The organism is Bacteroidales bacterium, from assembly GCA_023228145.1.
GTDB lineage: Bacteria > Bacteroidota > Bacteroidia > Bacteroidales > CAIWKO01 > CAIWKO01.
Map to the genome: position 1 here is coordinate 117663 of JALOBU010000004.1, position 13008 is coordinate 130670.

The window sequence follows — 13008 nt, forward strand, 5'->3', positions numbered from 1 at the left end:
TGCTATGATAAATTTCGCGGCTTATCCGACTCTCTCTGAAGAACAATGGCAACAGAAAATAAACTCTCTGGCGGATATCTCTTACAGCCCTGAAGAGCTTCAGCAGGTTTATCGCAACATCCTTTCGATGGTTGACCTGACCACGCTCGAAGGCTCAGACACAACACCTAAAGTCTCCGCACTTTGTAAAAAAGCATACGAAATTGAAGATGCCGGGCTGCATATTCCAAAAGTGGCGGCGGTATGCGTTTACCCTACTTTTGTCAGGCAATGCAAAAGGGAGCTGCAGGGCAAAGAAATACATGTGGCTTCGGTAGCCGGCGCTTTTCCATCAGGGCAGTCGCCCTTGTTTGTGAAGCTGGAAGAAATTAAATACGCTGTGGATGAAGGCGCCGACGAGATTGACATGGTGATATCGCGGGGCACTTTTCTTGAGGGTGATTATCAGGTGGTTTTTTACGAGATTGCTTCTATTAAAAAAGCATGCGGTGCATCGCACCTTAAAGTCATCCTTGAAACCGGTGAGCTTATAACACCGGAAAATATCCGCAAAGCTTCGGAGATTGCCATTAATGCCGGCGGGGATTTTATTAAAACCTCCACCGGAAAAATTCAGCCGGCAGCCACAGAGCATGCTGCAGTAATTATGTGCGAAACCATAAAAGAGTATTTCGAAAAGACGGGAAAACATATAGGATTTAAGCCTGCGGGTGGCATAGCCGATGCAGCCACCGCTGTAAGATATTATAATATAGTAAGTTCAGTCCTTGGCAAAGAATGGTTGAATAAGAATTTGTTCCGTTTTGGGGCCAGCCGGTTGGTGGATAATTTAATAAATGTGATTAAATAAAACGAAATTACAATGAAAAAAGATTCAACAAAAAAATCTGTTTTTTCAATATATGCATTATGTTTTTTTACTCTTTTACCACTTTTTGCTTTCTCACAGCAATCAGACACCTGTGATTTTTTAATTAATAAAACAGCCATTTTTTATGGAGTTGATTTTTCAAAAGCCAAGTTGAAAAATATTAATAATTATGGGTTTCCTGATGTGGAAAAAATGAAAGCTTATTCATTCAATCATATCAATTATCTTTTAATGGAAGATTCTACTTTCACTGATTTAAAATACATTTTTTTAAAGAATAATGTTTATTATCGTTTTGAAACAGTTAAAAAAAGAAATATTGAGGCTAATTCTGAAGAGTTAATAAAACAAGAAACAAATTTATTAAGCCCAATAACAATTGACAGTATTATTAGCTTTTACCCCTTTGACTCAGTTTTGTCTGAATATGGGATTTTGCTCATTGTCCAAAATCTCGTATCTCACATTGGCGCAAATGATGTGGATGTTTCATACTCAAATCTTATTTTAACAGTATTTCAAACTTCAAACCACAAAATAATTTTAGCGATACCTATAAAAGGATTATGTGATCCTCGCGTCAAAGATGCCTTTGAGAAAATAGTATTTGAGGATTATTGGTTCAAAACGATAAAACATGGTTTATTTACAAAGAATTTTAAAAAGCTAAAAAAACGTAGTTGTAATAAATGATTTAGTCATGAATCAAAGACATTATTAAGACTTTATTATCCATAGATCAAATACACTATAAACAATAAAAGCCTTGGTTATCAAGGCTTTTAATTTAATTGGTAGCGGGGACGAGAATTGAACTCGTGACCTCCGGGTTATGAATCCGACGCTCTAACCACCTGAGCTACCCCGCCGAAAAAATTAATTTTATTAATAAAAAACGAGCAGCAAAAATAAATTTTTTATTAATCATACAAAGAACTTCATTGCGCAATTGAACCTGTCCCTTTCAGTTATGAATCCGACGCTCTAACCCTGCCTGCCGGCAGGCAGGCACCTGAGCTACCCCGCCGAAAAAAATAAGAACAATATATTTTTTGCGATCCCGGTTGGATTCGAACCAACGACCCACAGCTTAGAAGGCTGTTGCTCTATCCCCTGAGCTACGGGACCTTTTCCGGGTCTTTTTAAAAGTCGGGGTAGCAGGATTCGAACCTGCGACCCCCTGGTCCCAAACCAGGTGCGCTAGCCGGACTGCGCTATACCCCGAATATTTCAAATAACAACTTGCGGAGAGGGGGGGATTCGAACCCCCGGTACCAGTTGCCCAGTACGACAGTTTAGCAAACTGTTGGTTTCAGCCACTCACCCACCTCTCCAGGTATTTATACTGAATTAATAAATCAAAAATATAAAGAACACGTACTCCCTACATTTTTTGGGACTGCAAAAATATGAAAATGTTTTATAACCTCAAAGATTTTTTTGAGGGCATTCGTTCATTTATTTTCTTCCGGGATAAACCTTAAGCGCTTCTTCCAGGCATTTCATGGCTGCTTTCAGGTCTTCAACTTTTAACACATAACTTATGCGCACCTCATTTTTGCCCAGGCCTTTGGTGGAATAAAAACCCGTGGCAGGAGCAAACATAACCGTCTGATTCTCATATTCAAAACTTTCGAGCAACCACTGGCAGAATTTATCTGAATCGTCAATAGGCAAGCGTGCCACAGCATAAAAAGCCCCTTTCGGCTTCGGACAATAACAGCCGTGAATCTTATTTATTGACTCCACTACCACATTACGACGTGCAATATACTCCTCCATCACCTTATCAAAATAAGACTGCGGTGTGTCAATAGCTGCCTCCGCCATCACCTGGCCAAAAGTAGGAGGGCTAAGACGTGCTTGGGCAAACTTCATGGCCGTATTGTATATTTCTTTATTACGGGTGATAAAAATTCCTATCCTGGCGCCGCAGGCACTGTATCGTTTCGATACCGAATCAAGCAAAACCACGTTATTATCAATATCCTTAAGGTTCATCACCGAAAAATGTTTTTCCCCGTCATAGCAGAATTCGCGGTAAACTTCATCCGAAAACAGATAGAGGTCATGTTTCAGCACCAGTTCTCGCAGTTCCTGAAGTTCAGCCTCAGAATAAAGGTATCCTGTCGGATTATTGGGGTTGCAAATCAGTATAGCTTTGGTTTTAGGAGTTATCAGTTTTTCAAATTCACTTATCGGAGGCAAAGCAAAGCCGTTTTCGATGTTCGAAATAACAGGCTTCACCACAACGCCTGCCGTAATGGCAAATCCATTATAATTAGCATAAAAAGGCTCGGGAATGATAACTTCGTCACCCGGGTTCAGGCATGTCATAAATGCAAATAAAATGGCTTCGGAGCCTCCATTTGTAATAATTATCTGATTTTCGTCCACATCGATACCCCAATGTTTATAATATCCTGCAAGCTTTTTGCGATAGGATAAAATTCCGGCTGAATGGCTGTACTCCACCACTTTAATGCTGGTGGTTTTTAGCGCGTTCATTGCTACTTCAGGAGTTTCTATATCGGGCTGACCGATGTTCAGGTGATACACTTTGCGGCCCTTACGCTTGGCTTCGTCAGAATAAGGGACAAGTTTCCGAATAGGTGAAGCCGGCATAGCCAGGCCTTTTTCTGATATTTTTGGCATATTATTAAATTTTATTTAAAATAAAAAAACCGGTAAATAATTACCGGTACAAAGTTGAGCTTTTTTTTCGTAAAAACTAAATAATAATACCCGAATATGTATTATTGTTGTGTTTCCTTAACAGTAACAGTGCCTTTAATAACCAATGTAACAGAGGCATTTGTGGCATTTGAAAGTACGGTGATGGTTTTGCTGAAAGAGCCGACAATATTTGTATTATATCCTACTTTTATTTCGCCTTTTTGACCGGGCAGTATAGGCTCTTTGCTCCATGTTGGTGTTGTGCAGCCGCATGATTTTCTCACGTCAGATAGTATCAAAGGTTCATTGCCTGAATTTTTAAATTTGAAAACACAGTCGCCATCTGAACCCTGAACAACAGTGCCATAATCGTGTTCAAGGCTTTCAAAGCTAATTTCGGGCCCACTGGCTTTGGGGGTTGTTGCCGGTTTAGCGGCAGTTTGTGAACTTGCTGCAAAAGCAATGAAAAACATCATACTTAATACTAAAGCTATTTTTTTCATTTTTTTAAAAATATTAATTTGTTAATTATTAGGTGTTGGTGTAAATCCTTCATTTATCTTTTTTTCAGGTAAAATTTCATTAGGTTTTTGCAAAATATTGCCTTTTATAGACAAAGTTAAATTCGGTTCGGTTGCATTGGATACAACATAAATCTGCTTGCTGATAGTTCCTATTCTTTTTGTGTCATAAGAGACCTGTATGCTTGAGCTTTGTCCCGGTAAAATAGGTTCTTTGGGCCACTTGGGCACGGTGCAACCGCAGGATGAACGTACATTTGACAAAATCAAAGGCTCATCGCCGGTGTTTTTAAAGGTAAACTCACATTTGCCATCTGCCCCCTGATAAATAGTACCATAATCATATACAAGATAATCAAACGTAACAATAGGGCCTTTCTTCTGCTGCGAAAATACATTCACTGCTGCGAGGCTTAAAACCAAAAAAATAAATACAAGTTTTTTCATACTTCGAAAAATTGATATGCAAAATTACAAATAAAAATTTCTGATTGTAATGCATTCTCAAATATAATGCCAAAAGTAAAAAACTTAAACGTTTTTTATTTTTAAAAACTTGGAGCCAAACAGAGTATTTTATCATAATATAATTCCTTTTAGTTAAAAATGAGTTAAACAAGCACGAATCTCATCAATAATATCTATTTTTACAAAGTAAATTATTAACAATAAAGGCTTTATGAAAAAATTATTTTTTATCTCATTATCAGTATTTTTTTGTTTTTCATCAGTGTTTTCGCAGGTTTATACAGGAAAAATTGCTGACACCTATGTAAAAGGAAGCGAGAAAGTATGGTTTTCAAAAAACAATAATAATCCTGCATACATTAAACTTAAAAGCTCCTGCCAACCAGAATTTTCGGATTTAAGCAATTGGTTTCGCAAAACTTTCAACACAGTTGACGGGCTTAACTTCATCATCAAGAAAACAGAGACTGACAAACTGGGCTTTACTCATTACAGGTGCATTCAAACATATAATGAAACTGAAATTTTCGGTACTGATTTTATAGTTCATGTCCGTGATGGAAAAATCAATTCGCTCAATGGGAAGGTCATCAGTGATATTCACATTTCCAACAATACTTCATTTTCAGAAAATGAAGCCATAAACTTTGCATTATCATTTACCAATGCTGACGAATATATGTGGCAAAGCCCGGAAGATGAAAACAGGCTGAAAGAAATAAAAGGCAACACCGGAGCAAGTTATTACCCTACTCCGACAAAAATTATTCTTTACGATGAAGCGACTAAAACCCATCGTTATGCATACCAAATTGATGTATTTGCCAAAAAGCCACTATCACGTAAAAATGTATATGTGGATGCCCAAAACGGCAGCATACTGAAAACACTTAACAAACTTCATGAAACAGATGTCCCCGGCACAGCAGTTACAAAATACAGCGGCACACAAACCATCACCACCGATTCAATGGCTCCAGACTCTTACCGCCTACATGAAACAGGAAGAGGCAACGGAATCAGGACTTACAATATGCAGGAACAAACCAATTATTCTTCAGCTGTGGATTTTACCGATTCCGATAATTATTGGGATAACGTAAATGCCCAGATTGACGAAGCCGCCACAGACGCACACTGGGGTGCCGAAATGACTTACGATTACTACATGCAGCATCATAGCCGCAACAGCATTGATGGAGATGGATTTGCCCTGATTAGTTATATACATTATGATAACGAATATGCCAATGCTTTCTGGGACGGAGAAAAAATGACTTACGGAGATGGAGAAAACAATAACCCTTTTACCACATTGGACATATGCGGACACGAAGTTTCACATGGATTGACTGAATTTACTGCCGGACTAATTTATGAAAAAGAATCAGGAGCACTAAACGAAAGCTTCAGCGATATTTTCGGCACCTCCATTGAATTTTTCGGCAAACCGGCACAAGCTAACTGGACATGCGGAGAAGATATGGGTTACATTATTCGTAATTTGTCGAACCCGAACGAAAAAGATGACCCCGATACTTATGACGGGGATTTCTGGGTGGACCAAAACTGCAGCCCCAGCAGCCAGAACGATTATTGCGGGGTGCATACCAACAGCGGGGTACTGAACTTTTGGTTTTACCTTGTTTCCATGGGAGGCTCGGACACCAATGATATTGGCAATGCATACAATGTTTCGGGAATAGGTATTGATGATGCCGCCGCTGTAGCTTTCCGCTTACTGACAGTTTATCTTAACAGCACTTCCGACTACGCCGATGCCCGCTTTTACGCTATTGTTTCTGCCACAGAGCTTTTCGGAGGATGCAGCCCCGAAGTGGAAACCGTTACCAATGCTATGTATGCAGTAGGAATCGGCGCCCCTTACACTTCAGATGTAGTCGTTGAATTCTCAGCCAACAACAATGAATCCTGCACAGCACCTCTGCAGGTGCAGTTTCATAACTTTTCTACCAATGCTACGGATTTCATCTGGTATTTCGGCGACGGCGACACCAGCCATCAGGCAAACCCTTATCATACCTACACAGCCCTTGGCGACTACGATGTAAAACTTATTGCTTCCAGCACAGGGTGCGGAATTGATTCGCTAACACAAACAGCTTTTGTAAGCATTGCAAGCACGAATTCTAATTATGCTGTTATGCCTGCCAGCGGCACAGTACAGACACTTACCTGCTGCACCGGCAGTTTATTCGACAGCGGCGGGGAAACAGGGGAATATGCCAACAATACCGACGGCAGCATCACCATATCCCCCTTCGGTGCAGCAACTGTCAGGCTCTATTTCAGTTCTTTTAGCTTCGAAAACGGATATGATTACTTATATGTTTACGATGGCCCGTCAACAGCTTCGCCACTTATCGGCCAATATGACGGCAGCAACCTCCCTGAAGGCGGGACTATTATATCTACATACGGCTCCATCACTTTAAGGCAGACAACTGACCAGGGGCTTGTTGAGTCAGGCTTCGCACTCAGCTGGCAATGCGACATGCCTACCGCAGCACCGACAAGCAATTTTAATACCTCTGAAACTTCTACTTGTTCAGGCGTGGTTCATTTTCAAGATTTTTCATATAACGGCCCCATATCCTGGCATTGGGATTTCGGCGATGGTGACACTTCCAACCTGCAGAATCCAGTTCATGCTTACCAGTCGGAAGGCTTGTACACTGTGAGCCTTACAACTCAGAATGCTTTCGGGTCGAATACATATACACGCACCGACTATATCGAGGTCAGCAACCTTCCTGATGCCCCCATTGCAATCAGCGACACAGGGTGCCTCTCCGAAACAGTGCATTTATCGGCCAGTGGACAGGGACAACTTGAATGGTACGATATGCCCGTGGAAGGAACACTGCTGCATACCGGCCCGGATTTTATCACCCCGGTACTTAACACCTCCGCAACGTACTATATTGAAGACAAACTGGTGCCTGCATCGCAATATGTTGGGAAACTCAATAATTCAGGCAGCGGAGATTATTTCGGCAACCCCACCAATATTCATTACCTGATATTTAATGCGGCTGTGCCACTTACCATTGCTTCTGTTAAAGTTTATGCCGAATATGACGGCAACCGCACCATACTCCTCAGGGATTCAAATGCAACGGTGCTTCAATCCGCTACCATTTATATACCTGATAATGAAAGTCGCATCACCCTGAATTTCGATGTGCCTGCCCAAAACAAACTTCAACTTGTCGGCGACGGCTCCCCTGACCTATTCCGCAACAACCAGAACGCTGCTGCTTATCCTTACACTATCGCCAACATGGTTACCATCACCGAATCCAGCGCCTCGCTGCCGCCCTACAATGTTTCGGGAAACTATTATTATTTCTACGATTGGGAAGTGCACGAAAAAGCATGCTCCAGCCCCAGAGTGCCTGTAAAAGCTACTGTTGTTGATTGCACCGGGTTTGAAGAACCTGCAGAAAATTTCAGCATAAAAGTGTATCCCAACCCTTCCGAAGAAAATGTATTTGTAGAGTTCAATATATCATCTGGTGAAGACTATACTCTTGCAATCTATAATATTATCGGCAAAACTGTATTTAATAAAACAGGCGCTTGCATTACCGGAAAAAACCTATTGCAAATAAATTGCAATGACTTTGAAAGTGGTATTTATCTGCTGCAATTCAGAAGCAAATCTCAGTCGTACACGCAAAAGCTTATTATACAGTAGTTTTACAGCAACCCCAGTTCCAGTTTGGCAGCGGGTGTCATCATGTCCTGGTTCCATTCGGGTTCGAAAACCACATCCACATAAACACCGGTAACACCCCTTACAGACTGCACCGCATTGCGCACATCCACGGGCAGGGACTCGGCCACAGGACAGTTGGGAGAGGTCAGTGTCATTTTAATGTTTACGGAAAAAGCATCGTTAATGTCAATCTCATAAATAAACCCAAGGTCATAAACATTCACGGGAATTTCGGGATCGAAAACAGTTTTTAGTTTTTCGATGATGATATCTTCAAGTTCAGCTTTATTCATTTTTTATTTATTAGATTCGAATTTAGTTTTATAAACCAACGCATACAATTTCATCTGTTTTATCATAGAGTTAAGGCCGTTGGAACGGGTGGGCGAAAGGTGCTCGCGCAAACCTATTTTGTTAATAAATTCCATGTCTGCATTTATTATTTCGTCACAACTTCTGCCCGAAAGCACACGGATAAGGATGTTCACTATTCCCTTGGTAATGATAGCATCGCTATCAGCAGTGAAAAATACCATGCCGTCTTTATAATCAGCATAAAGCCATACCTGCGACTGACAGCCGGAGATAAGATAATTCTCCGTCTTGTATTTTTCATCAATAAGCGGCAGCGTTTTCCCCAATTCAATAATATGATTGTATTTATCAAGCCATTCGTCCAGCATCTGAAATTCATTAATTATTTCAGACGATGCTTCTTCGTATGTTTTCATTTGGATGTTGTTATTGATTTATATTTTAAATGCTCAATAATCAATTTGCAATGAACAATGTTCAATTATAAAAAATTTTTATTTGGTTTTATGCTCACTGTTTTTCTGAGCAGTAGCAATGCTTTTGGCTATGATAGCTATCAGCTCTTCTGTTTCAGTAAAAATATTCATAAGTTTGCTCAATGGAGATATCATTTCTTTTTTTTGCATTATTTTTAAACATGTACGACACTCTTTTAATTCTTTAAGAATAATGCTAAGTTTATGAATAAAATCAGCACGAGACTCCGCTGCCTGAGCTTCTCCGTAGTTTAAGGCCGGTGAATGACAAGAACGGATAAGTTGTCCGGCAATATAATTGCCTGCCCTTGAGTTGGGTAATAATTCAATAATATCAGTCATACTACAAGTATAGTCAACAAGCCGGTCTTCCAAATCATACTTTTTGTTCATATATAATTTGTTTCCCCTTTTATATTACGCTTTGATTATTGAACATTGAATATTGAACATTAAAAATTTTTCATAGAAATGCTATTCAAACATTACTTTAATCTTCAGCAGTGCTTCTGCCATGATATCAATTTCTTCCTTCGTATTATAAACAGCAAAGGATGCACGCACCGTTCCGGGAATACCGAAAAAATCCATAAGCGGCTGGGTACAGTGGTGGCCAGTACGGACAGCAATTCCCATCTTATCAAGTATGACACCGGCATCGTAAGGATGAATATTGCTCAGCAAAAAAGACAATACTGATGTTTTATGCCCTGCCGTACCGAAAAAACGCATGTCTTCTAATCCGCTAAACTTTTGAGTTGCATGGGTTAACAATTCGTTTTCATGTGCAGAGATGTTTTCATAACCCACATCAAGAATAAAATTTATGGCTTCCTTTAATCCGATGACATCAGCAACACTGGGTGTCCCTGCTTCAAATTTGAAAGGTAGTTCGTTAAAAGTTGTTTTTTTAAAACTCACATGTTTAATCATCTCACCACCGCCCTGGTATGGTGGAAGCTCTTCAAGAATTTTTTCTTTTCCATATAGCACTCCTACACCCATGGGCGCAAACATTTTGTGCCCGGAGAAACAATAAAAATCGCAATCCAGTTCCTGTACATCCACCGGAAGGTGCGAAATGGCCTGTGCACCGTCAATCAGAACAGGAATGTTGCGGGAATGAGCAGTTTTGATAATATGCTGAATGTCATTTATTGTTCCTAAAGTATTGGAAACATGTGTTACCGCCACAATTTTGCAGTTGTTATCCAGCAGGTTTTCCAACTGGTCAGTTATCAGGCATCCCTTTTCATCTATGGGCAATACATGGAGTTTTGCTTGTTTTTCATCACATGCCATTTGCCAGGGAACAATATTTGAATGATGCTCCATTGCCGTTATCAGAACAGCATCACCCGCATTCAGAAATTTTTTTGAAAAAGAAGCAGCGACAAGATTTATAGATTCTGTAGTTCCTCGCGTAAAAATAATTTCATGGGTGTGTTTGGCATGGATGAACTGCTGAATGGCTTTGCGACTTTCTTCAAAAGCAGAAGTTGCCTGTTGGCTCAGGTAATGCACGCCCCTGTGAATGTTACTGTTAAAGTTTGTGTAGTAATCTGTAAGGGCATCAATGACACGCTGGGGTTTTTGCGTGGTGGCTGCATTATCAAAATATATCAATGGTTTGCCGAAAATTTCTTTTTTCAGGAGGGGAAACTGTTTTCTGATATAATTGATGTCCGCTTTTTCGCCCATAACTCAGACTTTACTCATATCTATTTCAAAGTTGATAATATCGTTTTCCTTACAATGCAACACACACTGGTCGCAAATAGAAAGTTCGCCTTTGAGCCTTTTTGATATCATATCTTCAATACGTTCGCGAAGCAATTCTATTTTTATTTTTCCGGCAATTTCTATTGCAAAAGCATACATCAGAAGCATACGTGCATTACGTTCGCAAATGCCTCTTGATTTAAGATAAAATAAAGCTTCGGGGTCTAGCTGTCCTACCGTAGCGCCATGGCTGCATTTCACATCATCGGCATAAATTTCAAGAAAAGGTTTGGTTCTCACATGAGCCGTGTCTGTGAGAAGAATGTTTTTATTGCTCTGGTAAGCTTCGGTTTTCTGAGCATCACGGCATACATGGATGTGTCCGTTAAACACCGCGCTGGCATTGTCGTCAATGATACCCTTGAATTTTTCGTAACTCGTTGTTTCTGGAGCAATATGGTCAACATAAACCTGATTATCCACATGCTGTTCCTTATCCACAAGGTAAAGTCCGTAAACTTTTGCTTCGGAACCTCTACCGGCAAGCATGGCATGAGTTTCATTGCGGACTACACCACCGTTAAGCGTTAACGTATTCGTGTGTAATCTGGCACTTTCTTCCAGCAGGCAAAACGTTGTTGTAATTACCGTTGAAAGGCTGTCTTTATTCTGAAGCTTATAATAATCGAGTTCGGAATTATTATCAAGAAAAATTTCTGAGCAGGCGTTAATAAAACTTTTTTTATATTTTGTGGAATCATCGCAATAAACAAGTGTTAATTTTGAGTTTTTACCCAATATAATCAAGTTGCGAGGCTGCATGAAAAGATCTTCATCCGTATTGACGATGTTTACAATTTGCAAGGGTTTTTCTATGGAAACCCCATCAGGAATAAAAATAAAAATTCCATCCTGAGCGAAAGCAGTGTTCAAAGAAGTCAGCCCGTTCTTCTCCATCATGGCAGCTCTGCCGTAATATTTTTCAATAAGTTGCGGATATGCGCCGAAAGCTGCAGCAAGGCTTCCAGCGATTACTCCATTCGGAAATTCGGTAAGCGGTTTTTGCTTATAGACATACCATCCATTGAGTTGAGTAAATAATAAGGTTTCAAAATTATGTATCTCGCAACGAAAAATCTTGTCAATATCCACTTTTTCATCTGAAGGCTCAAAATGAAAATTGTAAGTATTCGATAAGGAATCAATAAGACTGGTGTTTTTCCATTCTTCAATATCTCTTGTAGGGAAACCGTTTGTTAAAAAAAAAGCAAGTGCTTTCTTCCTTAATTCAGAAATATACGCATTATCATTTGAACAAATCTCCGTTTTATATTGTTCAAAAAGGCTAACTAATTTTTCTTTTTCCGGAACAAGTGTTGCAGGGTTCATGGGTTTCATTTTTCTTGTTCTTCTTTAATCCAGTCGTAGCCTTTTTCTTCGAGCTCCAGTGCCAGTTCTTTCCCGCCTGATTTCACAATGCGGCCTTCAAACAGCACGTGAACAAAATCTGGAATTATGTAATCCAGCAAGCGTTGATAATGAGTAATAATTATAAAAGCATTATCAGGGCGGCGAAGTTTGTTGACACCATTGGCAACAATTTTGAGTGCATCAATATCAAGCCCCGAATCCGTTTCATCAAGTATTGCCAGCGTCGGCTCCAGCATGGCCATCTGAAAAATCTCATTGCGTTTTTTTTCTCCACCGGAAAAGCCTTCGTTCACCGAACGGCTGGTAAGGTTAGAGTGTATTTCCACCATTTTTTTCTTTTCATCCATCATTTTCAGAAACTCTGATGCTGAAAGCTGCGGCAGGCCTTTGTATTTGCGGTGTTCATCCACCGCTGTTTTCATAAAATTTGTCATACTGACACCCGGAATTTCTACCGGATATTGAAACCCCAAAAAAATTCCCTCTCTCGAGCGGTCTTCGACAGGCACGGTTAACAGGTCTTTTCCCTTATATTTTACTTCACCTTCGGTAATTTCAAAAACATCACGACCTGCTATTACCGAAGCCAGTGTGCTTTTTCCGGTGCCGTTGGGGCCCATGATTGCGTGGACTTCTCCTGCGTTCACATTTAAGTCCAGCCCTTTTATAATTTTCTTATTATTAATAGAGACCTTAAGGTTTTTAATTTCGAGCAGAAGCATGGTGTTTTTATTTATTACGGAAATATTATAGGTTATTTTACAAATTGATAAAAAGTTAATTTCA

General features: G+C 39.9%; 12 protein-coding genes and 4 tRNA genes. 3 read left to right on the forward strand and 13 right to left on the reverse strand.

Features of this window, described 5'->3' with window-relative positions; genetic code table 11:
* The first annotated feature begins 4 nt into the window (after window positions 1-4).
* A complete protein-coding gene (gene deoC, locus M0R16_03225) occupies window positions 5-850 on the forward strand; it encodes a deoxyribose-phosphate aldolase (protein MCK9611897.1) in 846 nt (281 codons plus the stop codon).
* Between the two features lie 12 nt (window positions 851-862).
* A complete protein-coding gene (locus tag M0R16_03230) occupies window positions 863-1564 on the forward strand; it encodes a hypothetical protein (protein ID MCK9611898.1) in 702 nt (233 codons plus the stop codon).
* Window positions 1565-1663: 99 nt separating this feature from the next.
* On the opposite strand, the gene M0R16_03235 is transcribed toward M0R16_03230, so the two are convergent.
* From M0R16_03235 to M0R16_03265, 7 genes are all read right to left on the reverse strand, one after another.
* Window positions 1664-1740: transfer RNA gene (locus tag M0R16_03235), tRNA-Met, on the reverse strand.
* A gap of 186 nt (window positions 1741-1926) precedes the next feature.
* Window positions 1927-1999, reverse strand: a tRNA-Arg gene (locus M0R16_03240).
* Between the two features lie 21 nt (window positions 2000-2020).
* A tRNA-Pro gene (locus M0R16_03245) sits at window positions 2021-2095 on the reverse strand.
* Between the two features lie 21 nt (window positions 2096-2116).
* Window positions 2117-2205, reverse strand: a tRNA-Ser gene (locus M0R16_03250).
* A 124-nt stretch (window positions 2206-2329) separates the two neighbouring features.
* Window positions 2330-3526 carry a pyridoxal phosphate-dependent aminotransferase gene (locus M0R16_03255; GenBank protein MCK9611899.1) on the reverse strand — a complete coding sequence of 399 codons (1197 nt, stop codon included), beginning with the start codon at window positions 3524-3526 and terminating at the stop codon, window positions 2330-2332.
* A gap of 101 nt (window positions 3527-3627) precedes the next feature.
* Entirely contained in the window at window positions 3628-4050 is a 423-nt protein-coding gene (locus M0R16_03260; GenBank protein ID MCK9611900.1) for a DUF1573 domain-containing protein, read from the reverse strand.
* Window positions 4051-4071: 21 nt separating this feature from the next.
* Window positions 4072-4515 (reverse strand): DUF1573 domain-containing protein, encoded by a 444-nt coding sequence (locus tag M0R16_03265; protein ID MCK9611901.1) that lies wholly within the window; start codon window positions 4513-4515, stop codon window positions 4072-4074.
* A 232-nt stretch (window positions 4516-4747) separates the two neighbouring features.
* Here M0R16_03265 and M0R16_03270 point away from each other — a divergent pair, with 232 nt between their 5' ends.
* Window positions 4748-8257, forward strand: a complete 3510-nt coding sequence (locus tag M0R16_03270; protein MCK9611902.1) for a M4 family metallopeptidase — start codon at window positions 4748-4750, stop codon at window positions 8255-8257.
* 2 nt (window positions 8258-8259) lie between these two features.
* Here M0R16_03270 and M0R16_03275 read toward each other — a convergent pair whose 3' ends face one another.
* From M0R16_03275 to sufC, 6 genes are all read right to left on the reverse strand, one after another.
* On the reverse strand, window positions 8260-8571 hold the full coding sequence (locus M0R16_03275; GenBank protein MCK9611903.1) for an iron-sulfur cluster assembly protein: 312 nt from the start codon (window positions 8569-8571) through the stop codon (window positions 8260-8262).
* 3 nt (window positions 8572-8574) lie between these two features.
* The gene (locus M0R16_03280) at window positions 8575-9009 is read right to left on the reverse strand and encodes a SufE family protein (protein MCK9611904.1); all 435 of its coding nucleotides are present in this window, start codon (window positions 9007-9009) and stop codon (window positions 8575-8577) included.
* A gap of 78 nt (window positions 9010-9087) precedes the next feature.
* Window positions 9088-9462, reverse strand: a complete 375-nt coding sequence (locus M0R16_03285) for a four helix bundle protein (protein MCK9611905.1) — start codon at window positions 9460-9462, stop codon at window positions 9088-9090.
* Window positions 9463-9543: 81 nt separating this feature from the next.
* On the reverse strand, window positions 9544-10770 hold the full coding sequence (locus M0R16_03290) for a cysteine desulfurase (protein ID MCK9611906.1): 1227 nt from the start codon (window positions 10768-10770) through the stop codon (window positions 9544-9546).
* Between the two features lie 3 nt (window positions 10771-10773).
* A complete protein-coding gene (gene sufD, locus M0R16_03295; protein ID MCK9611907.1) occupies window positions 10774-12180 on the reverse strand; it encodes a Fe-S cluster assembly protein SufD in 1407 nt (468 codons plus the stop codon).
* A 5-nt stretch (window positions 12181-12185) separates the two neighbouring features.
* The gene (gene sufC, locus M0R16_03300; protein MCK9611908.1) at window positions 12186-12938 is read right to left on the reverse strand and encodes a Fe-S cluster assembly ATPase SufC; all 753 of its coding nucleotides are present in this window, start codon (window positions 12936-12938) and stop codon (window positions 12186-12188) included.
* Window positions 12939-13008: the final 70 nt, after the last annotated feature.